This is a genomic window from Sulfobacillus sp. hq2 (assembly GCF_002903155.1).
GTDB classification, from domain to species: domain Bacteria; phylum Bacillota; class Sulfobacillia; order Sulfobacillales; family Sulfobacillaceae; genus Sulfobacillus; species Sulfobacillus thermotolerans.
The window spans coordinates 330,257-350,779 of sequence record NZ_NWUL01000031.1 but is presented as its reverse complement, the minus strand read 5'-3'; the positions used below and the strand labels follow the sequence as shown (position 1 = coordinate 350,779).

The window sequence follows — 20,523 nt, the reverse complement described above, 5'->3', positions numbered from 1 at the left end:
TTTGTGTTGCCTTCGTAAAAAATTAAAAGGCCCCCCGAACAAAATTCGAGGAGCTTGTATCCAGTTTTCGCGTCAAACGCTTAGCCGATCACTTCTTGAACCGGTACGTATGGAAGATTATGCGATTCTGCTACGGCTTGAAAAGTGACCTGACCCTGATACACATTTAAGCCCTTCGCTAAAGCCGGATCTAACTGCATGGCCCGAACTGCCCCATGCTGTGCCAGCTGGCGCGCATAGCGCAAAGTCACATTGGTAAGCGCCAGCGTCGACGTGCGAGCCACAGCTCCTGGCATGTTAGCTACGGCATAATGGACCACCCCATATTTCACGTACGTTGGATTCGTGTGTGTGGTCACATGATCAATCGTCGCAATCGACCCTCCTTGATCAATGGCAACATCCACAATCACAGATCCTGTCTGCATGCTTTGAACCATCGCTTCACTGACCAAATGCGGTGCCCGCGCACCGGGAATTAATACCGCTCCCACAAGCAAATCCGCAGTTTTCACCGCATCGGCAATATTGTACTCGTTGGACATTAGTGTCCGCACGTGACCATGAAACATGTCGTCCAACTGCCTTAGGCGATCGGCATTGATGTCCACGATCGTGACATCAGCCCCTAAGCCCAGCGCAATGCGGGCCGCGTTCGTGCCAACGATGCCTCCTCCGATAACGAGGACCTTTCCGGGCAAGACCCCAGGCACCCCACCTAACAAAATTCCACGGCCGCCTTGCGCCTTTTCCAAAAAATGAGCACCGATTTGCGTGGCCATTCGGCCGGCCACTTCACTCATCGGCGTTAACAATGGTAACGAGCCGTCGGGTGCTTGCACCGTTTCATAGGCAATCGCGGTGATTCCCGATTCCACCAAGGCATGAGTGAGACCTGGTTCTGGTGCCAAATGCAAGTATGTAAAGAGAACCAAGTCTCGACGAAAATACTGATACTCGTCTGGTAACGGCTCTTTGACTTTCACGACCATGTCCGCCTCGTTCCATACGGAGGCCGCATCACGGACTAACGTCGCTCCGGCACTGCGGTACTGATCATCAAGAAATCCGCTGCCAATACCGGCGCCTTCTTGCACCAAAACTTGGTGCCCATCCCGTGTGAGGGCCATAACCCCTGCTGGGGTTAACGCCACCCGATTTTCATCGATTTTAATTTCTGTTGGCAAGCCGATTCGCACTGAATTGCCCCTTCTTCCCGATAGCGTCTCATAATATTGTGAGGAGCTCCCAAGCCCGCATCACGACTCATTCTAACACACCACAATTTCACGTAAACTCATTTTCCCTGAGAACGTTGAGAACTGTGCAAACGCCTAGCACGTACCGGAAGATAGGCCAAGAAAAAGATAACTGAGGCGCCCACACTGATTTCTAATGCGGTCATTTCATGCGGAGCCAGCGGTGCGGTTGCAATCACGCCAACAATTAAAGCCACCGCTAAAATCGAGGTATAAGGATAACCTTTCATCCGGAATGGAAGTTCTTTCCCTTCTTTTAAAAGAACCTTGTGATAGACGATTTGCGTGACAATGATGAGCCCCCAGATAAATAGCGCTTGAAATCCGGTGGCCGTAACAAGATACAGATACGCCGTTTTTGGCAAGAAATAGGCAAGGCCACTAATAACGATAAACAAAATCCCCGTCACTAAGTTCGCCATACGCGGAATGCCATGAGATTCTCGACTGACGATGTGCGGAGCGGCATGAATTCGCCCTAAAGTGGCCAAAACCCGGTCGGTGGCAAACAGTCCTGCATTCATGGCACTCAAAACGGCTAACAGAATCACCAAGTTAAAGAAATTGACCAACCATCCCCATGGCAACGTACGGAGCGCCGCTGTAAAAGGACTTTGTGCGGTGGGAACAGTGGACCACAGCAACAGCCCCGTCAAGCCTAGAGCCGCTCCAACATACAACACATAAATCGCTATAATAGTATTCCGAATGCTTTTCGCAATCGTGTGGTCGGCATCTTTCACATTGGGGGCCGCGAGCCCTAAAACACCCGTGCCGGACATCGAAAACAACACCAAGACCATAGCCGCGAAAACACCAATCACGCCATGCGGGAAAAAGCTGGGTTTCTGATACCAGCCGTGAACGCCTGCAGCGGTATGTACAGGCAATAATCCTGCAAGCGCCGCCGCCGCAAGTAAAATGAAGACCACCGTCGCCGTAATTTTCGTGCCGGACATCCACGACTCCACTGTACTAAAGCCGCGGACCGTCAAAAAATTAATGCCCACGACAATAATGGCATAGCCTACACTAAAGACATACACAGGAATGCTAGGGAACCATAGTCGAGTAAAGATTGCTCCCGCGGTCGCTTCGGCTGAGATGTTGAGGATGCTCGAAAACCAAAAAATCCATCCTCCTACAAAAGCCGCCCCAGGACCTAAAGCATGGTGGGCAAATGCTAGAAAAGAACCTCGTTCACGGTCGGCCACCGCCATTTCTGATAAAGCCATCACTTCTAGCGCCATAATGGTGACGCCGATTAGCATTGAAATGACAATAGCTGGTCCTGCCAAACGAATGGCCTGGCCCACAGCCAAAAATAGCCCGGACCCCATAATGCCGCCTACTGTCATTAATGTTAAACTATTGGCGCCAATATTTCGAGGACTCGGCGGCTTTGGCCCCGATCCGTAACGACTGCTGATAAGGCGCGTTTCAGTTGGTTTGCTGTGCCGTGTCGGCGCTTTCACTTTGTTCATAGTGGTTGTATGATGCGCTAAAAACCACGGGCCTATGCACGGTGCGTTAGACGGATGTTGGGGTCTTATCCAGACAATCCATAGAAACGTTTGGATCGTTTCGTGATACAATATGACTAGAACTTTAGAGGCTTTCTTAGTCTCTATGTTCATGTGTAAGGGAGGGATCGCGATGATTACCACAGGTGACCTTCTGGTTATTGCAGTAATTGGTATATTCTTTATAGGAGCGATTGCCATTATTGCTCCTATCCTATACCGTGACTACAACCTCAATGACTAACAAGAGTGGCGAATTACGAGCATTCTTCGGCACTTTAACACCGGAGAATGCTTTTATTGTTTTTTAAAAAACGGGAGCAATACTGGCACTTGCGCACTGTTGGCATGCCCCAGATAGCGCAAGTGCCAGCTATCTTCGATGGTTTTCAAAATACTGTAATGATCCGCCCATAAATTGGTGTCAATCTTTTCGCCCTGACCTACGATAACAATCAGAGGTATTTTCCCTCCGCCTATGGCAATATGAACCCAAGGCACCACGGGAGACGCGGGCCCCGGCGCCAAATACCTCCGCAAATTCTCCACAGATAGCAAGTTGGCTGGGGTATTCGTCTCATCCCACGTTAAAAACAAAACCGACCGCCGATTCCAACTTTTGGAGTGAATAATTTGAGGAATGAGGCGCGCCAAAAACCGGTCCCCCGATTGCACTAAGTGTTGAGAACTTGAAACCGGACAGCTGTTTCCAGGTCCCGGCTGTTGCCCATGCATATCGTCACATAAGTTGGGAGTAATCCACACGAACTGAGGTACGTGTCCTTGTTGCAACTCCTCTTGAAATCGGGAAAGCGTCACGGTATGTCGTGCCAAGGATGACCGCAACGGCAAAAGCAACGCGAAGGGATTATGTTTCTTGGCATACAAGGCATTAGAGGGGGGAGTCGTGCTTTGCGCATTACCAGGATACCAATTGCCTTGAAAATTGGATGAGGGAATACTTTGCATGACAGCCTGCCATGTTTTGTGCACGGCAGTTAATTGCTGGGGTAACGAACGTTGATTAAACGTTTGATTGGGGTCATCGGAATGGGTATGACCGGTCTCACCAGTGAGTAATGCCACATAATTGGGAAGGCTGACATGGGTCACGCCGAAATAATTACGGTCAAATCCATCACGCCTTACGAGTTGATTGATATAGGGTGCAGCACGATTGCCTAGCAAAGCCGCATCCCCGTGATTCTCCATCATAATCACAACAACGTGTGAAAAATTCGGTACGGGGGGACGGGATGGCTGAGGTATCGCTCTTTGAAATTGGGGTCCGATGGCCATTTTCACGGCGACGGCCACCGCAGCTATAGCGGCCGCACCTCCAATAATAACGCGAACGGCCTTCTTTCCTGATTGCCATTTAGACACGACAGAACGTCTGCTTTTTGGTCAGGGTTGTCAGGCTCCCGTACACGGTAAACAGATGGACAGCTTCCTCAACCGTCACATAGATTTGGCACCCCGCTAATAATACGCGCAGTTGTTCCGGATTTAATGGCTGGCCTGCCTCAACAATTCGTTCGACAAGATTCATCACCAATCCCCCCTAAAATCGTCATCTCCGTCGCGTTTCTTCTTGATATAGTATTCGCGCCAGATGAACCGATTATGAGGGTATTATTCCCTTTTTCGACACTATTTTTACGATTTAGCGGTAACGATGATGCAAGCAGAATGCTTGCCAGGCATTTGCCTGCTCCCCCTCCAGAGCAGGATCCCACAGGCCCACCACATTAACCCCTTCGGCTTCACGATATTGCGCGCGGCCGGTATCGAGACGCACGATCTGAAGTCGCCCTTGAAATTCTCCTGGCTGATCCCATTGCCATTGCGTTGTAACATGTGAGCCGATGGGCAATACCATGGGGCTAAAGAACCGAATGCCGGAATAAGAAAAGTCTCGGGACACCGTTGTCCATGCCGATATCTCTACCGGTCCCACATCCTCGCAAACCTGAACCCGTCCGCGCATATGATACCCGTGATCTTCACTTCGCCACTCTCGGCGCCGATTCGTACGGACGGGAGGCTCTAAATAGGTAACTTGCATGGCTGGTAAGGGATCCAAAACCATGATGATTTGCACTTTGTATTGCCACAAATATCGGTCTTGGCCCCAGTACAGCCGCATGGGCTGCCCCTGAAGGCTCCACCCTTGAACGACGTCCCCCCGTCTATCACGCAATGCGTCAAGATAATCGTAGACTCCATCTCGGCGGATAAGACGCGACGTCCACGTGTGCGCCTGTGGTTCATCCAATGTTTGCAGCGACACAAACGATTGCAAGGGTGGTTTCAGCGCATCCGCGATACCGGGACTAGGCGCTTTGGAAGAAACCGATTTTTTTCCCCATACCACCATCATTCACTCCTCTTTGGGATATACCATATTTGAGGTTAGGCGACCTTCCAACCTGCCGCAGCCAACATCGCCCACGCCACGATAAACGCAAGTCCCCCAAACGGCGTAACCATTCCCCATTTGCGACGGCCTGTGATGGAAAGCACATAAAGACTTCCAGAAAAGAGCACAATACCCACCACAAAAAGCCATCCCGCCCAGGCTAAAAGAGTCGTGCCCGGTGCCTTAATGCTCACCAGTCCTGTGACCAAAAGTCCAAGGGCATGATACATTTGGTATTGCACACCGGTTTGATAGTTGGCTAAGCTTTTCTCATCCAATTTCGCACGTAACGCATGAGCTCCAAAGGCCCCTAACGCTACTCCCAAAAGCGCCATCACCGCCCCTAGTGAAAGAAACATCGTATGGTCCCGACCCCCATTGTCTATTGTTGCCATCATCTTATGGTACCGCGCTGAGCCATGCTTCACAAAGGTTTTGCGCTGTGATTTTGTAACTAGAACCCTGAAATATCTCGACAGCCATGAGCCCTTTAATCTTTCACGATTCCCTAACAAGCCTGACAGCACGCCACCGGAGTCTTGGGCTATCATGGATTCTCAATGCCCCTGAATAGACAAATCATCCCTCCAAAGCGCATAATACTAGTGGCAAGGAGGTGCAATCATGTGTACATTATGGTCTAAAAATCTTGTCATTCTCGGAGTCTTAGCCAGCTTTATCCACCCGTGGTTCATCATCATTGCCATTTATCCGTTTGTCGCTCGATTGATTACCCACCTAACAGGACGAAACTGGTGGCCCGCGACAACGAGTTGTGCTGTTTCGGTGTCCGAACGACCGCGGAAAGGGAACTCATGAAACATCCATTAGTCGATGCGCAATGGCTGGCAGCCCAAGATCCGGAGAACGTAGTCATTGCAGATTGCCGTTATAATTTATTGGCTCCGGCTCAGGCTTATATCGATTATCAGAAAGGACATATCCCAGGAGCTTTCTTTTTGGATTTAGAGCGCGATTTATGCGGCCCCATCGGTGTGCACGGAGGGCGTCATCCTCTCCCAGACCGCGAACAGTTTGCCCACGTGTTGTCTCGCATAGGAATGACCGAAGAGAAAACCTTGGTGGCATACGATACGGATGGCTCAGGTGCTGCCCATTTATGGTGGTTAGCTGGTTATTATGGTTTGACGAATATCCGGGTCCTACAAGGCGGGTATTTGGCATGGATAACCGCTAAATTACCTGTGTCTACAAAGAAACCTGCCATATCTCGCACACCGACATTGATTCTTACTCCTCACACCGAATGGCTTGCGACGCGTGAAGAGGTTATCACTCGTCATTCGGATCAAACTCTTATTGACTCCCGGTCGTATGAACGGTTTATTGGGGAGTACGAGCCCATCGATCCTATTCCCGGACGCATACCTGGAGCCATCCACCGCGATTGGGCCGAAGTTTATGACAAGCCTGCCCACTTTCGACCATTACACGATTTACGCCAACACTTTGCCAACATTGACACCAAACAACCTCCACTTGTTTACTGCGGATCCGGTGTTTCGGCTTGCTCTAATGTATTGGCATTGCACTTACTGGATATCCCCGCCGTGTTGTATGCCGGCAGCTACAGTGACTGGATTTCTTACGAGACAGCTCCGGTGGCTAGAGGCCGTGTATAATATTTGGCATAAGGAGGACTAGCATTGCCAGGATATCATGACCCAGAGCACCAATCCCCCCACGCCACCCCCATATCCGGAGAAACGGCGCCATTTTCACCCTACTCGCCTCCACCTATACCGCGTAAGGGGCGTAACTCGTGGAAAAGTCGCATCCTCTCGTTGTTGGCGATCATTTATAAAGCGAAAGTTTTGCTGCTTTTTGGTAGTGTGGTGCTCTCGATGCTGGTGTATGGTCTGGCATTTGGATGGGCCTTTGGCATTGGGCTGGTGATTTTAATTGCCATCCATGAATCGGGCCATGTGTTGGCAAACCGGAAGCGGCATATTCCTGCGTCTTGGCCGACCTTTATTCCCTTTTTGGGCGCGGTCATCAATATACGCCAAAGTCCCCGCAACGCCGATGACGAAGCCTTTATTGGCATTGCCGGCCCCATATTTGGGCTAGCAGCCACTCTGGTCTGTTACGGACTCTACCTCACTACGCATCTGGCCGTATTGCAATGGCTAGCCGTCTTTGGCTTTTTCATGCATATCTTTAACTTAATTCCGGTGGTGCCTTTAGATGGAGGGCGCACGGTGGCCTTTTTAGGATGGAAAGCATGGGGTCCGGGCCTTATCGGACTGCTCGTCCTGTTATTTTTCAATCCGTTAACCGGCGCTCTTACGGTCGACCCAGTCTCTGTTATTATCCTCATCTTCATCGTGTGGAACTTTATTGGAAGGCTAAAACATCCTGTTTCAGCCGCCTACAACGCCATTGCTATACGACGAAAATGGACCTATGGCCTTCTCTGGGCAGGCTTGATGGGCCTCTCGATTGTCGGGTATCTGAGTGCTGGATCGCCCGTTTGGCACTAAACTCGCAGGTGCCCCTTACCTCTGTTGACTCTTTTCATACTTTTTCCAGTGGTCCATGCCCCCTTTTAAGTGATAGACGTGCGTAAACCCTTCCGCTAACAACTCCCACGCCGCAGCTTGACTACGATGCCCTGTCTTACAGATCAAGACCACAGGCCGCTCATGACCCACATGCGTGATATGCTGCAATGTGGTTCCAAGAGGCGCGAGAACGGCTTTTGGGAGATGCCCCGCCTGATACTCGGTAGGCGTGCGCACATCGATGACGACCGGATCTTGTGCATGGATAAAGTTGTCAAGGTCTTGCGGCGTAAGATCTCGCAGCTGAGGCGGGTGGCGAAATAAGTTCAACAAATTCATCACGCAATCTTCCTTTCTCCCAATATCACCCTAGTCCCACCAAAGCTTATTTACCGATTTCCGATACCTCGCCCGCTTTCTGGCGTAATGCAAGGATTTTGGCCTGCACCTCTTGCAAATCTTGCCACGCCCCCTCTTTCCAATGCGGATTGCGCAACAATGCAGCGGGATGATAAGTTGCCCGAAACCACACACCGCCTCGTTCATGCCAACGGCCCCGGGCCTCGGATAGACGCGAGATGCCGAGCAATGTTTGCACGGCGGTTGTACCTAGCAGCACCACCACTTGAGGCGACAAGATCCTCAATTGTGCCGCCAAATGCGGCCAACACGCTTTACGTTCCGCTGGCGTAGGCACCCGGTTTTGAGGCGGGCGACACTTTACGACATTAAGAATGTAGATACCGTGGAATCGGTCCATCTCGATTGCCGCCAACATCTTGTCCAGCAGTTGGCCGGCTGCGCCAACAAATGGTCGAAGAAGACGATCTTCTTCGCGACCCGGACCCTCTCCAATCAGTACAATATCCGCCTGCGGATCGCCTTCCCCGAACACGACACCATGTGCTTGATCGCGCAATCCACACTGATGGCAAGGTTCCATCTGAAGTCGCAATGCCTCTAGAGCTTTTTCCTTATTCGTATGCTGATTCACCACGCCCGCTCCTTTTTGACCTTGCCACAAGCCGGCTTGTCATTCCTAATAACGCGCCTCCAACCGTATCCCATGGCCAGTGCCCTCCCGTCGCGACAACAGCAAATGCTGCAATCAGAATCAAAATCCCATAAGTCCAGTTACGTAAGAAGAGACCATAGGCATACGTAATGCGAAACACGTGGCCACTAGGGAACGAACCCCGTAAGAATGACCGAGCCGCGTGATGCAAACCATGCGTGGGAACTAATGCTCCAAGCCATGCCACCACGGTTGCCGGCTCAATATTGGTCCACGCCGTAATTTGTGCATAAGGAGGAGGGGCCGCCACATTGATGGGCAGAGGCGTCGCGATATAGTGCTTCAGAATCAGCTCCACAATACTTCCGCCGATAAACCCCCATAACAGGCGCCATTCGTGTGTCTGCCGTCCCCATCGCCCACTCGCTTGGTAAATGACAAGCAAAGTAGTTAGGGGTAGTCCCCCAACAACCCAAATCAATTGCAGGAACGGCCACCTGTGCCCCAACGGCTCAAGCATGCGACTGATGCTTCTATTCAACCCCATTATCTCCGGTGAAGGAGCTAGAAGCGCCGCAACGACAAATGCCGCTATGGACAGCCCTATCCAAGAAAACTTTCGCATAGCGATATTTTACTCATAAAGATATGGCCGTGGCTACCATCAAGTATGGAATGGGCGTATGATCTGGTTAACTGCGAATCTGACCGTGACCGCGCCCAACCCATTTCCACGTGGTTAACGCTTCTAATCCCATAGGCCCTCGGGCATGAAGTTTCTGGGTTGAGATTCCGACTTCTCCTCCGAATCCAAATTGGTAGCCGTCGGTAAATCTAGTGGACGCATTAATATAAACCGCTGCCGCATCCACCATTTTGAGAAACCGTTCGCCTTGTGAGTAATCATTGGTCACAATCGTCTCCGAATGCTTGGTACCGTATTGCTCAATATGGGCAATGGCTTCATCGATATTGGCCACTACGCGAACCGCGAGGTCTAAGCTAAGGTATTCCTTCGCAAAATCCTCATTGGTCGCCAATACGGCTCCAGGTATAAGCGATAGTGCACGCGAATCGGCATGCAACTGGACGCCTTGAGCTGACAGTGCCTTAGCCAGCTCTGGCAACAGCTGTTCGGCAATATCCTGATGCACCAAAACCGTCTCGGCTGCATTACACACGGCCGGATTTGACACTTTGGCATTAATCACAATGTTCACCGCCATGTCCAAATCGGCTTGGCGATCGACATATACGTGACAATTTCCGACGCCTGTTTCAATCACGGGAACGGTGGCCTCGGCTACCACTTTTTGAATCAAAGCGGGGCCTCCGCGGGGAATCAACAGATCGAGGCCGCGCAAGTGGAGTAAGGCATCCACATACTTCCGGTCCGGGTCCAGAATTTGTTGAACAAGATCTGCCCGGAATCCTGTCTTGGTCAACGCCTCTTGCCAACACGCGACGATTGCTGCCACGGTTCCTTTTGCCTCATGACCAGAGCGCAGAATCATCGCGTTTCCTGCCTTAAGGGCAAGCGCGACGGCTTCAATCGCCACACCAGGACGACTTTCGAAGATTAATCCAATCGTGCCAAGAGGCACTCGGATCGCCTCGATGCTCAACCCATTAGGCAACGTACGTTGCCCCATCCCGGTTCCCAAGGGATCCGGTTGATCTATCACTACCTTTAAGCCCTGCAACAGCTTAGACAATCCTTCGGGGCTTAAGGCCAATCGATTAGCCAAGGCCTTAGGCAACTCGCTAGCGGCGTCCAGATCGCGTCGATTAGCTGAGAGAATCTTGTCTTGATCACGGCGCACCAGGTGGATCATTTGCTCGAGGGCGTCGTTTCTCACTTGCGTATGTGATAATGCCCACTCTTTTTGAGCCGCTTGCGCGTTTTTCAACATCGCTTCTAACATGGTCATTTCCTCTCTATCTTTGGTTGTCTGTCTCCTGCACAAGGTTCTTTCTATTCCATGGAAGGAATATGATCGGGATTCTCCTGGCCTAGAAAATAGGTTGCGCGCAGTGGTAATCCTTGCAACAAATGCATAAGAACGTCAGGGGTTCGACTATCGGCTAGCACGGTGCGTATCCGACTCTCCTGTGCCAAAGCAGCGGCCTGTAATTTGGTCTGCATGCCCCCTGTTCCCCACGGTCCTCGACTGACAGCATGTTGTGACAACATTTCATCCGTCACCCATTGCACTCGGCTAATATGCTGTGCGTGGGGGGATGTGCGAGGGTCAGCCGTATAGAGTCCATCAACATCGGAAAGCAACACTAATAACTCCGCATGAACGAGCTGCGCTACCCGAGCTGCCAAGGTGTCATTATCCCCAATCCGAATTTCCTCATGGGTCACCGTGTCGTTCTCGTTGACAATGGGCAATGCGCCCCATGCCAGTAAACGCTGTAGTGTGTTAGAGGCATTATCCCGTCCTTCACCATGTTCAAGATCTGCCCGGGTCAACAGGATTTGGGCGACTGCAATGCCCGGCAAATGGCGTTGATATGCTTGAATCAATTGAGCCTGTCCAATAGCTGCGAGTGCTTGTTTCTCGACTAAATCCATGGGATGGCGGCCCGTTTGGCCGATTCCTGCACCTACGGCTCCCGAGGACACCACAATCAGCTCATGATGGTGCTCACATGCCCATGCCATTTGCTGGGCTAAGTCTTGGACACGTTCTTCCATAAGAAGCCCATCGTCCCCACAAATACTTGACGTTCCGATTTTTACGACAACGCGCACCGAAAACCCTCCTCAAAGAAAACAAAAAACCGCCCTCATCGTGAGGACGGATAAAATCCGCGGTACCACCTCGGTTGCCGCCTTGGCGCGGCCCCTTGTCGTCCGGGTAACGGCCGGCCCGTTCTACTCATCGCAGAATGGCTCCGAAGTGGGGCACACTCCCCCTTAACACCAGCTCTCACACAACCTGGCTCGCTTTGTTAAGACAAAGAGTGATGGCTTCATCATTGCGAGGGAAGAATTCTGCGGAAAATTTCCACACAAAACGCTCTTCCCTGATATAATAAATTGCCTTTATGATAATGATCTCATGGCGCCGCTGTCAAGATTTTCGCAAGCCGATCAACCTTGGGCACCAAGGATCCCCACGATCCGTCAACTCAAATGCTTTAAAGCTGGAAGGAGACTGTATGTTTGAGCGTGAAGGGCCTATAAAACTCTTATCAGGAACGGCAAACCGTGCGTTGTCTGAAGACATTGCCCGCCACCTCGGCATTGCGTTGACCGCCGCCGACGTGGGACGGTTTGCTAATGGAGAAATCCGCATTCGTATTCTGGATAACGTACGCGGCTGTGACGTATTCATTCTTCAACCCACATCTTTCCCGGTTAATGACAATTTAATGGAACTCTTACTGTTAATCGATGCTGCCCGGCGGGCATCGGCACGTCGCGTCACAGCGGTTACGCCATTTTATGGATATAGCCGACAAGACCGAAAAGAGCGTGGACGAGAACCGATCTCAGCAAAGCTCGTGGCCAACCTCATGGCCACGGCCGGCGCGCATAGACTGCTCACGATCGACCTGCATATGCCGCAACTACAGGGTTTTTTTGATATTCCTGTCGATAACCTTCAGAGCGCGCCCACGTTTGCTACAGCCCTGCGCAAGAAGGAGCTGGACAACCTGATGATTGTGTCTCCGGATGCCCGCGGTGTCCACCGCGCGCGTCAAATGGCCAAAATGCTAGGGGCCCCGTTAGGCTTTATAGATAAGCGCATAACGGAGCTAGGAATGCCCGAAGTCGTCCATGTCATTGGCAACGTAAAAAACCGCCGCGTCGTCATCCTTGACGACTTGATTGATACCGGTAAAACGGTCGCGCGGGCCGTACAGTCCGTCAGCCATCTTGGCGCTACGGCGGTTTATGTGGCAGCGACCCATCCCGTTCTTTCAGGATCCGCCACCGCATTGCTATCGCAGTTGCCTCTCGAAGACATTCTACTTACGGATACCATTCCCATAGCTGATCTATCTCCTAATATGCACATCATCTCCATGGCTCCCCTATTAGCGGAAGCCATCATGCGCATCCATGAAAATCTCTCGGTCTCTAGTCTCTTTGACGTTTAATCCACAAGGGAACTTCTTTGCCGACGATTGTTCAACAACAAACTCAGAAACACCAAGTAGGAAAGAGCCACGTCAAGAACTGATAACCCCCCATGAGCTCTGAGGGACGCATCATAAAATCCATGAAACATGGCGGCTAAAAGAAAAGCGCCGACAGCTAAATGCCAATCCCGGTAACCACGGTGAGCGACTATACCCAACCCATAAGCCACAATTCCGGCCCAGATGGCATGTAAAAAGGGAGTATACAAGGCGCGCGTGAGAGCCGTAATGGTCCCCAAGCCAATCGTCTTGTGCAACACGTCAAATGTAATCCCATGCTCCACGTAGGAAATATTCTCCACAGCCGAAAATCCGAGGCCTGAGCTGATACCAATCATCATATAGACCAAAGGGTTCCAGACTTTTTTCTGCACACGATTCACGGTGAATAGCAAGAGGACAAAAATTTGTTTCGCAAACTCTTCAGTTAATCCAATGAAAATAATGTACGCCGGAGCGGAAATCAATAAGTACGAGGAATTTAATAAAAGATTAGCCCCATGTCCAATCCAAAAAGATTCCACCGCCAAGGCAAACAACACGCCTACGATCCCTGTAAATACATAGGCCGCGATGTCGAGCACAATGGACCGAAATGGCATTGCCATTTGGGCCGTCATGATGGGCTGAAAGATAAAAAACCAAAAGAGCGAAAAATATACCATCATCCCGTCTACCACGTTCAAGTGCAAATCTCCTAATAAAATAGGAACAATGGCAAACAAGAGCAAACCTAGAAACAACCGGGATTTTATGATACTGAAGAGGTATAACAACGAGTTTTGCGGTAACCGACGATACGCAATTGAAAAAATGCCATTCCGTTGACTTCGGCAGGTGTCACACAATACTTCATCAACCGTATCACCGCATTGGACACATCGATTCGTTCCCGGAAGTAAATGCACACTGGTCATCTCCTTGTGTCTTCCACAGTTTCAAGCAAATGGTCCAATGGGTCTTTGTAAGCGTTTATCGCCACCCTTTGCGCCATGCTTCGTCAACCTTATCATTCCATTCTTTCCACTCGGGGGGCGGTTCCTTTTGGTCGATAAGCCAAATCGCGTACCATAGAGCAGCCCGTAGTTCCTGTTCTGGAACCGCCAAACCTTCAGCTGCCTTAGGAATCCACTCGCTGTCTTCGAGATCACGCAACATCTCGCGCACTGGTCGCAATGACCGTCGGCCGTAGGCCTCCCCTTGCCCATCACGGTGGCCAATTTCCTTAAAGATTACCCATAAGGGGAATTTCGGATTCGTACGCGTAGCCACCCAATAATCGAGTCGTAATTCATTCTCATCCAAAAGTCTTACCTCCCTTTCATTATACCGATTATCGGCTAAAGGCAATGCCAAATGGCCGACCATATCAAAAAACGCGCACGACCCTTTCGTGGGCCATGCGCGTCATCTCTTCTAGCTGAGACGGTCAGCAAATTTTCCCATCCACTCAATGTCCGCTAAATCGAATCCATTTTCTTCGGCTGCTTGACAATCCAGCACCGCATAGAGATGAGTGCCCCGAATAATTGGCCACGCCACCTCACTTTGAGTCCGGGAGACTGCCGGAATATAGCCCGCAAATCGGCTAACCGCGCCGACAATCTGAACGGCCCGTTCTTGGGCACACGACCCTATAACGCCCGAACCCCAAGGAACAACCAACGGTGCGGGATCTCCCCAAAATGGGCCCAGCACTAAATCCTGTCCCGCAAAAGGCGCCCGATAAAATCCAATCCATGTACAATGCGGCCACAAGGATTTCAGTATGGCGACCAAATTCGCCATGATCGCCACGTCATCTGCCTCCGGGACCTCACGCCATTGGTCAAGCTGGGCCAATGCTTCTTGATATGCTGCCGTAGCGTTCATCCTCCTGAGTATTGGCTTAAAAGGTAATCACGACATCCGATTCCAAGGCCATTTCGTTGACCGCACTGCCCCCAACAACCCCTTCATTCTCGATAAGGTCGTCTAATGTGCAGTCATTTAAGTCCAAACTCGGTGCGCAGACATAAAATTTAACGCCGGCATCACGTGCCTGGTCTACAAAAAACTGCAGTTTGGCGCCATCTCCGCCTTCTTTGACGGTTAACTCTTCAGCGACTCCTTTCTTTAGTAAAGCGGTCCCCCGTATCGTGAAAACCATTGACACCTCATGGTCCATCAAAGCTGCGGTCGTTGCCAGAAAAAATGGCGAGGCTGCCCGGTAGGCAACTTCTGGCCCTGTCGTGAGAATGTATAAGTACTTTTTCACATCAGACATGAAAACGCCCCCTTTTTTGGATTATTTGGTGCGGCGAATAAAAAACCGGAAGACTTCACCGTCTTGTTCGGCCGACAACAAATCGTGACCGGTCGATCGTGACCACGCCTTAAAATCGGCCATAGATCCGGGATCCGTGGATAGAATTTCGACAATTTGACCGACCTCTACACTCGTAATGCCTTTTTTCGCGCGAATGACTGGCATTGGACACTTCAATCCTGATGCATCAACTTTCAAATCGGCTTCAATCGGACCATTGGTTATCTCACTCATAATAATCCCCCTTTTAATGTCACTGAATTGGACGGATCATCCGTCACCCGGCGTGTTTGAGCCTCAAGGAAACAAGCCACGATATGCTCTGGTCGCACCCCAGAAATGCTAACAGCATCAAATAATTCCTGGGCTTTGCGCTGAACTGTCTCATGATTAATCGGTTGTCCCTCGAAACTCTTTTCCCACTCAGCAAGTGCCGGACTGTTCCAAGGTGTCAAAAAAAAGTCTCCAGACAGACTCACTTGCTCAAATACACCTTCATTGTCACGATAAATGAATCGCACCAACCCGCCCGGTGCTTTAATGACCCCTTCATACACATAGACGCCTGAACGGATTTTTACACCCGCCTCTATCAACCCATGTTCTGCCCCATAAACAAATGTCGGGCTAAACAATTCGTCCGCTAAGCGTTCCATCTCTTGAACCTCGCCTGCCGTCAATACGCTGGAATGAACAGGTTCTCCCAAGAGGGCCGCAAAACGCTCGACGAGGTCGTCGGTAACACGAGATCTATCGGGTACGCTACGTAATTCTCGTGAAATCGTCGTCATGTAATCCTCAAGACTCTTGACCATTTTATCCCGAAACTTTTCTGAAGGAACCCGCAATACCCGTGCCATCAGGGACATGTTGAAATCCCACATCAGACTTCCCACGACAACAGTCGCAATCCCTATCGTCGAAGCCCCTGTGCCTCCAATTTTTCGAGGTCCCACAACGATATCGTTGACGGGTCGAAATGTCGCTTCAATGCCCATAGCCTGATACGTTGCAATCGGTACCGATAAAACGCGCCGATATAGCTGGTCAATAGTCCCGGATACTTTTGGCAAAATTAAGTGCCAAAATACCTGGCCCTGATCTAAGTATACGGCTCCACCCCCAACCCAACGTCGTCCGACAGGAATGTTATGCTGTTCACAGTAAACGCGATCAATTTCCCGACTCGCCAATTGGTGGTAGCCCACACACACATACGGGCGATTGGGACTCACAGTCACCAGAGTCGGCTCGTCGTTGCTCTTCATACGGTGCGCTAAAGCATGATACACGGCCTGTGACCACCGTGCGTCTACAACTCCTAAATTCACGTAGCGCACCGCTATTCCTCACTCTCTGGACTAAGATCATCGGACGGTGGCACACACCGCATGCACGTTAAACCTTCCGCCCGAAGTTTTTCACGGTAAGCATCGATGGCCTTTGGGCCCGTCATCAAAGTACTCCTCCAAACATCTGAGGACGGTTGCAGTTCGACAATCCATCCTTGCCCATAAGGATCGCGATTGATCTCATTGGGGTCAGTCATCACAATTGGATTCACCGCGACAACCAGACCCTCACACGGTGCCGGAAACGGCCCCACCCATTTCGCCGACTCAATGGTCGCTAGATTTTGCCCTTCCACAACGGTTTTGCCCGTTTTAGCACGCACATGCAACACCTTGCCTGCTCGAGTTTGAGCGGGATCCGTCATGCCCATGCGCAGCTGTCCAGATGGCTGAGGCATTACCCAAACATCCCGTTCCACGTCAAACCAATACACGTCTGGAAACTCGCAGGCAAAAACCTGAGCCATACTCCCCCCCCTTTGTCTGTGCCCAACGCTTCGGACGGGATCTACACGCTGCTACTTGGCGCATTGGATTCCGTCTTGTTCGAGTTTTGCCTGGTACTGGGCGATTCCGTCTGACCCAAACGCCAGAAGCTTAGCATCGTCATCCCAATTTGAGGGCTTAATTTTTAGCAACCATCCCGCGCCATAAGGATCGTCATTAACCAACTGAGGCTGAGACCGGACCGTCTCATTCACCTCGAGAACCTCCCCCGCCACGGGCGTCGGAATGGCTCCCACCCATTTTCCACTCTCCAGCGTCCCACCACTTTTCCCACGGGCAAGCGTTTTACCGCGCGACCGCATATTCACGACAATAATTTTTCCCGCCATGTTTTGAGCCACATCCGTTAACCCCACCAATATGGTTCCGTCATCCTGCGGTTTCGCCCATGTGTGCTTTTCGATCCAATAATATAAATCATCTGGAAGATTACAGCCGTGTACGTCTGACACCCCTAACTCCTCCTTATGCGTTATCAATACCTTCATCCGTCATGAGCTCGTTATTCGGCCATAACCCGGTCTAGCGGTTCATCTAATCCCACCGCCTGCGCCAATAGCTCCGCGACGTCAATCACCTTCATACGCTCTTCACTGCCTGTACTCTGCACTGCTGCCGTAAACATTGACATATCTTTCGGACAAGCCACCACAAAATGATTGACGTCTTGCAATGTCAAAGCTTCACGCATACGAATATTCGCGGGTCTGTCTGTCATACCAACCTCTTCCATCCAAATCCGGCCTCCCCCAGCACCACAACAGAAGCTATTGGCCCCGTGATGAGGCATTTCCACCAATTCCACCCCCATCTTTTCAAGAAGTTGGCGCGGTGCATCAAACACCCGATTCCAGCGACCTAAATAACAAGGGTCATGATACGTGACGCGCAGATTCAAAGGCTCTGGACGTAACCGACCTTGTTCAATTAAATCCAGAAAGGCTTGAGTATAGTGACGTACTGGACGGTCAAATCCTAATTTACCGTACTCGTTGCGCAGCGCATTAAACGAATGCGGGTCCGTCGTAAAGACTTGATTAAACTGCGCTTTCTCGAGGGCTGCCAAATTTTTTTGCGCTAGCGTTTCAAACAATCCATATTCACCCATCCGCAACGCATCATTGCCCGAGTTCACTTCCCCCTCATACAGAATGCCAAAATCAATGCCTGCGCGGTGGAGAAGCCGTGCGACCAACCGTGAGAGATGCTGCATCCTCGGGTCATAAGAAGCAAAGTCACCCACAAACCATAGCCAATCGACGGGTTCTTTGCGCGCATCCTTAATCGTAAAATCCAACCCCTTAGCCCAAGCGGGACGCTTGCGCTGCGGTTGATTAAAGGAATTGCCTTGACGGTCCCATCCCACCAAGACCTTTTGCGTACTTTTATCCACTTCGCCATCCTCAAGCAGCGCTGCCCGCAACCCGGCAATCTTGGGCACATGCTCGATAAATACTGGACAGGCTTCTTGACAAGCGCCACACGTCGTGCAAGACCACAATTCTTCCGCACTCACGACGCCGCCTGCGAGCGGCAGCGGTTCGCCCCCTGCAAGCTCTCGGCGCACCGCATCCCGTAATTCAATGATGACCATCTTTGGGGAGAGGGGCTGTCCGGCGGCATGGGCAGGACATACAGCTTGACATCGCCCGCATTCGGTACAGGTAAAAAGGTCCAAGACATCCTTCCAGTTCATATCCTTGACCGTGCGAATGGCCATGCCCGCATCGGGATCCACAGGCGGTACTAACTCACCATGGGGACGCGTCTTGTGCAAAAAGATACTGGGAACTGCCAAGAAGATATGCAAGTGTTTCGAGGTGGGGAGATATGCCAAAAAGGCAAAGACCATCCCAATGTCAAGGAGATATCCCAGAATGTAACCCACTTCTGCAATCACGGGATGCATCGCCAGCCCCGTACGAATCCACAGTTGCGCCACCGAATACCCTAAGAAGCCCCATGGGTCAAGTCTTGGATGGACATGAAACAACACAGGCGCGGCAAACGGATAGAAGGATTCGTGGAGCACAATCCCAATCATAATGAGGGCAATCATGCCCAAAATGATATAGCCGTCACGCTCATCTGACCCGTGATAACGTTCCGGTTTCAACACCGCACGTTGATAGACGGCTAATATAATGCCAATCAATACCAGCGTTACAAACAAATCGACCACAAAATCCAACGCCGATCCGATGTTGAATCCCGGGACAAATACTTGGCCAATGGCATCGACAATATCAATAAACAAAATCACAAACCCACTAAATATGAAGAAATGCAACACGCCGGAGAGTTTCATGCGCATCAGCCGTTGATGCGCAAACACTTGCCGCATCATAAATCCCAGCCGCTGACCAACGTTGTCAAGACGATCAGTGGGTCGTGCAAGGCGCATGACCCCGATAATCGGGGCCATACGCGAGATAAAAAAGCCTCCAGTTCCCAAGAACATTACAATGGTCAGCGCCATGAGCAAATCACGGCCCATTCCCTCACCCCCCTTTAAGACGTTCGGCTAGCGCCGGCATCAACTCCAACATATCGGCAGTCGTTCCAAAATGCGCAATATCCATAATCGAAGCCGACTCATCCGTGTTAATGGCAATGATCAAGTCGGCATCGCGCATGCCTTGGAGATGTTCGGGAGCTCCGCTGATTCCACACGCCAAATAGAGTTTGGGTTTGACCGTCTGCCCAGACTTTCCCACTTGGCGGGCTTTAGGCAGCCAACCGGCATCGACCACAGGCCGTGAACAGCTGACAACACCCCCTAGAGCCTCAGCCAAGTCTTCCGCCAAGGGCAAATTGTCTGGTCCCTCAATGCCACGGCCCACGCTCACCAAAATATCCGCTTTCGTAATGTCAATATCACTCTGTTCGGGTTCAACCACGCGAAGGACCCGCATAGCTTCCGAGTCTTGGGCCGTCCATTCCTCAATCTCCGGATCTCCCGCTTCATTGTCCGCGGGCCACGACCCAGGAATTACAGTCACGATTGCACCATCCTCTGGGATAGGAACCCGGGCCAAGAGTTTGCCTGCAAACACTTGACTGATGGCTGTTAATCGCCCATCTTGCTCTTCGATGTCAATGCCATACGCAATCAAGGGCGTCTGTGTACGTCCTGCTAACCCAGCACCTAAATCTAATCCCATCGTTGTGTTGGCTATCAACGTTAAATAGGGTTTGACATTCCCAAAAATCTCCGCTAATACCTTCTCGTAAGCATCCGGATTATACAGATCCATGGTCCCCCCACTGGCAATGACAACCTTCGTCACAGCCAGCCGCCGCAAGTCACTGACATGCTGTTTGCCAAATCCCACCGCAACGGTTGTCGTTCCCAACTGAGCCGCCAACGACTTGGCCTTGTTGACGCATTCCTTTGTCGCCTCAGTGATCCCCGCCGCACCATTTTCTACCACAATGAGAATAGGTCCCATTC

At 51.1% G+C, this 20,523-nt stretch carries 26 protein-coding genes; 4 read left to right on the top strand and 22 right to left on the bottom strand.

Annotated elements, in window-relative coordinates; translation table 11 throughout:
• Positions 1-80: 80 nt before the first annotated feature.
• The 6 genes from ald to CO251_RS08625 form a co-directional block, all read right to left on the bottom strand.
• Positions 81-1,199 carry an alanine dehydrogenase gene (ald, locus tag CO251_RS08645; RefSeq protein WP_103375377.1) on the bottom strand — a complete coding sequence of 373 codons (1,119 nt, stop codon included), beginning with the start codon at positions 1,197-1,199 and terminating at the stop codon, positions 81-83.
• A gap of 98 nt (positions 1,200-1,297) precedes the next feature.
• Entirely contained in the window at positions 1,298-2,743 is a 1,446-nt protein-coding gene (locus tag CO251_RS08640; RefSeq protein WP_103375521.1) for an amino acid permease, read from the bottom strand.
• A gap of 336 nt (positions 2,744-3,079) precedes the next feature.
• On the bottom strand, positions 3,080-4,168 hold the full coding sequence (locus CO251_RS08635) for an alkaline phosphatase family protein (protein ID WP_103375376.1): 1,089 nt from the start codon (positions 4,166-4,168) through the stop codon (positions 3,080-3,082).
• Positions 4,161-4,334, bottom strand: coding sequence for a hypothetical protein (locus CO251_RS17385; RefSeq protein ID WP_158246252.1), 174 nt, complete (start codon positions 4,332-4,334; stop codon positions 4,161-4,163). Before CO251_RS17385 ends, CO251_RS08635 begins: the two co-directional genes overlap by 8 nt.
• 114 nt (positions 4,335-4,448) lie before the next feature.
• Entirely contained in the window at positions 4,449-5,165 is a 717-nt protein-coding gene (locus CO251_RS08630) for a PilZ domain-containing protein (protein ID WP_146039031.1), read from the bottom strand.
• 32 nt (positions 5,166-5,197) lie between these two features.
• On the bottom strand, positions 5,198-5,563 hold the full coding sequence (locus CO251_RS08625) for a DUF423 domain-containing protein (RefSeq protein WP_173677085.1): 366 nt from the start codon (positions 5,561-5,563) through the stop codon (positions 5,198-5,200).
• Positions 5,564-5,828: 265 nt separating this feature from the next.
• Here CO251_RS08625 and CO251_RS08620 point away from each other — a divergent pair, with 265 nt between their 5' ends.
• Genes CO251_RS08620 through CO251_RS08610 form a run of 3 tightly spaced genes read left to right on the top strand, consistent with a single transcriptional unit; the run spans position 5,829 to position 7,708 of the window.
• Positions 5,829-6,023 (top strand): hypothetical protein, encoded by a 195-nt coding sequence (locus CO251_RS08620; protein WP_103375374.1) that lies wholly within the window; start codon positions 5,829-5,831, stop codon positions 6,021-6,023.
• Positions 6,020-6,847, top strand: coding sequence for a sulfurtransferase (locus CO251_RS08615; protein WP_103375373.1), 828 nt, complete (start codon positions 6,020-6,022; stop codon positions 6,845-6,847). The genes CO251_RS08620 and CO251_RS08615 overlap by 4 nt, the downstream gene beginning before the upstream one ends.
• 24 nt (positions 6,848-6,871) lie before the next feature.
• Complete coding sequence (locus CO251_RS08610) at positions 6,872-7,708, top strand: site-2 protease family protein (protein ID WP_103375372.1); 837 nt, start codon at positions 6,872-6,874, stop codon at positions 7,706-7,708.
• 15 nt (positions 7,709-7,723) lie between these two features.
• Here CO251_RS08610 and CO251_RS08605 read toward each other — a convergent pair whose 3' ends face one another.
• The 5 genes from CO251_RS08605 to proB form a co-directional block, all read right to left on the bottom strand.
• On the bottom strand, positions 7,724-8,068 hold the full coding sequence (locus tag CO251_RS08605; protein ID WP_103375371.1) for a rhodanese-like domain-containing protein: 345 nt from the start codon (positions 8,066-8,068) through the stop codon (positions 7,724-7,726).
• Positions 8,069-8,114: 46 nt separating this feature from the next.
• Positions 8,115-8,723: a uracil-DNA glycosylase gene (locus CO251_RS08600; protein WP_242968481.1), complete on the bottom strand. Its 609-nt coding sequence runs from the start codon at positions 8,721-8,723 to the stop codon at positions 8,115-8,117.
• Positions 8,704-9,264 carry a phosphatase PAP2 family protein gene (locus CO251_RS08595; protein ID WP_103375370.1) on the bottom strand — a complete coding sequence of 187 codons (561 nt, stop codon included), beginning with the start codon at positions 9,262-9,264 and terminating at the stop codon, positions 8,704-8,706. The genes CO251_RS08600 and CO251_RS08595 overlap by 20 nt, the downstream gene beginning before the upstream one ends.
• Before the next feature lie 172 nt (positions 9,265-9,436).
• Positions 9,437-10,669: a glutamate-5-semialdehyde dehydrogenase gene (locus CO251_RS08590; protein WP_103375369.1), complete on the bottom strand. Its 1,233-nt coding sequence runs from the start codon at positions 10,667-10,669 to the stop codon at positions 9,437-9,439.
• Between the two features lie 50 nt (positions 10,670-10,719).
• A complete protein-coding gene (proB, locus tag CO251_RS08585; protein ID WP_103375368.1) occupies positions 10,720-11,505 on the bottom strand; it encodes a glutamate 5-kinase in 786 nt (261 codons plus the stop codon).
• 410 nt (positions 11,506-11,915) lie between these two features.
• Between proB and CO251_RS08580 the strand changes: the two genes are divergently transcribed.
• The gene (locus CO251_RS08580) at positions 11,916-12,860 is read left to right on the top strand and encodes a ribose-phosphate pyrophosphokinase (RefSeq protein WP_103375367.1); all 945 of its coding nucleotides are present in this window, start codon (positions 11,916-11,918) and stop codon (positions 12,858-12,860) included.
• Here the strand turns inward: CO251_RS08580 and CO251_RS08575 are convergent.
• From CO251_RS08575 to CO251_RS08530, 11 genes are all read right to left on the bottom strand, one after another.
• The gene (locus tag CO251_RS08575; RefSeq protein WP_242968498.1) at positions 12,857-13,582 is read right to left on the bottom strand and encodes a PrsW family glutamic-type intramembrane protease; all 726 of its coding nucleotides are present in this window, start codon (positions 13,580-13,582) and stop codon (positions 12,857-12,859) included. The genes CO251_RS08580 and CO251_RS08575 overlap by 4 nt on opposite strands.
• Before the next feature lie 71 nt (positions 13,583-13,653).
• Positions 13,654-13,812, bottom strand: a complete 159-nt coding sequence (locus CO251_RS17380; protein ID WP_158246250.1) for a hypothetical protein — start codon at positions 13,810-13,812, stop codon at positions 13,654-13,656.
• A gap of 62 nt (positions 13,813-13,874) precedes the next feature.
• Positions 13,875-14,207, bottom strand: a complete 333-nt coding sequence (locus tag CO251_RS08570; protein ID WP_103375365.1) for a hypothetical protein — start codon at positions 14,205-14,207, stop codon at positions 13,875-13,877.
• Positions 14,208-14,318: 111 nt separating this feature from the next.
• Positions 14,319-14,774, bottom strand: coding sequence for a GAF domain-containing protein (locus tag CO251_RS08565; RefSeq protein WP_103375364.1), 456 nt, complete (start codon positions 14,772-14,774; stop codon positions 14,319-14,321).
• 16 nt (positions 14,775-14,790) lie between these two features.
• Positions 14,791-15,168 carry a DsrE family protein gene (locus CO251_RS08560; protein ID WP_103375363.1) on the bottom strand — a complete coding sequence of 126 codons (378 nt, stop codon included), beginning with the start codon at positions 15,166-15,168 and terminating at the stop codon, positions 14,791-14,793.
• A gap of 21 nt (positions 15,169-15,189) precedes the next feature.
• Positions 15,190-15,444: a sulfurtransferase TusA family protein gene (locus tag CO251_RS08555; RefSeq protein WP_103375362.1), complete on the bottom strand. Its 255-nt coding sequence runs from the start codon at positions 15,442-15,444 to the stop codon at positions 15,190-15,192.
• Positions 15,441-16,550 (bottom strand): biotin/lipoate A/B protein ligase family protein, encoded by a 1,110-nt coding sequence (locus tag CO251_RS08550; RefSeq protein WP_207654656.1) that lies wholly within the window; start codon positions 16,548-16,550, stop codon positions 15,441-15,443. The genes CO251_RS08555 and CO251_RS08550 overlap by 4 nt, the downstream gene beginning before the upstream one ends.
• 2 nt (positions 16,551-16,552) lie before the next feature.
• Complete coding sequence (locus tag CO251_RS08545; protein WP_103375361.1) at positions 16,553-17,029, bottom strand: biotin/lipoyl-containing protein; 477 nt, start codon at positions 17,027-17,029, stop codon at positions 16,553-16,555.
• Between the two features lie 51 nt (positions 17,030-17,080).
• The gene (locus tag CO251_RS08540) at positions 17,081-17,521 is read right to left on the bottom strand and encodes a glycine cleavage system protein H (RefSeq protein ID WP_103375360.1); all 441 of its coding nucleotides are present in this window, start codon (positions 17,519-17,521) and stop codon (positions 17,081-17,083) included.
• 50 nt (positions 17,522-17,571) lie between these two features.
• A complete protein-coding gene (locus CO251_RS08535; protein WP_103375359.1) occupies positions 17,572-19,566 on the bottom strand; it encodes a (Fe-S)-binding protein in 1,995 nt (664 codons plus the stop codon).
• Between the two features lie 4 nt (positions 19,567-19,570).
• Entirely contained in the window at positions 19,571-20,521 is a 951-nt protein-coding gene (locus CO251_RS08530) for an electron transfer flavoprotein subunit alpha/FixB family protein (RefSeq protein WP_103375358.1), read from the bottom strand.
• Between the last annotated feature and the right edge of the window lie 2 nt (positions 20,522-20,523).

Coding starts and splice junctions, on each gene's coding strand:
- CO251_RS08625 (WP_173677085.1), bottom strand. CDS start 5,563: ATGTTTCTTTCACTAGGGGCGGTGATGGCGCTTTTGGGAGTAGCGTTA.
- CO251_RS08605 (WP_103375371.1), bottom strand. CDS start 8,068: ATGAATTTGTTGAACTTATTTCGCCACCCGCCTCAGCTGCGAGATCTT.
- CO251_RS08615 (WP_103375373.1), top strand. CDS start 6,020: ATGAAACATCCATTAGTCGATGCGCAATGGCTGGCAGCCCAAGATCCG.
- CO251_RS08545 (WP_103375361.1), bottom strand. CDS start 17,029: ATGGCTCAGGTTTTTGCCTGCGAGTTTCCAGACGTGTATTGGTTTGAC.
- CO251_RS08535 (WP_103375359.1), bottom strand. CDS start 19,566: ATGGGCCGTGATTTGCTCATGGCGCTGACCATTGTAATGTTCTTGGGA.
- CO251_RS08530 (WP_103375358.1), bottom strand. CDS start 20,521: ATGGGACCTATTCTCATTGTGGTAGAAAATGGTGCGGCGGGGATCACT.
- CO251_RS08560 (WP_103375363.1), bottom strand. CDS start 15,168: ATGTCTGATGTGAAAAAGTACTTATACATTCTCACGACAGGGCCAGAA.
- CO251_RS08590 (WP_103375369.1), bottom strand. CDS start 10,669: ATGTTAGAAGCGATGTTGAAAAACGCGCAAGCGGCTCAAAAAGAGTGG.
- CO251_RS08580 (WP_103375367.1), top strand. CDS start 11,916: ATGTTTGAGCGTGAAGGGCCTATAAAACTCTTATCAGGAACGGCAAAC.
- CO251_RS08595 (WP_103375370.1), bottom strand. CDS start 9,264: ATGCTTGAGCCGTTGGGGCACAGGTGGCCGTTCCTGCAATTGATTTGG.
- CO251_RS08620 (WP_103375374.1), top strand. CDS start 5,829: ATGTGTACATTATGGTCTAAAAATCTTGTCATTCTCGGAGTCTTAGCC.
- CO251_RS17385 (WP_158246252.1), bottom strand. CDS start 4,334: ATGAATCTTGTCGAACGAATTGTTGAGGCAGGCCAGCCATTAAATCCG.
- CO251_RS08565 (WP_103375364.1), bottom strand. CDS start 14,774: ATGAACGCTACGGCAGCATATCAAGAAGCATTGGCCCAGCTTGACCAA.
- CO251_RS08640 (WP_103375521.1), bottom strand. CDS start 2,743: ATGAACAAAGTGAAAGCGCCGACACGGCACAGCAAACCAACTGAAACG.
- CO251_RS08555 (WP_103375362.1), bottom strand. CDS start 15,444: ATGAGTGAGATAACCAATGGTCCGATTGAAGCCGATTTGAAAGTTGAT.
- CO251_RS08630 (WP_146039031.1), bottom strand. CDS start 5,165: ATGATGGTGGTATGGGGAAAAAAATCGGTTTCTTCCAAAGCGCCTAGT.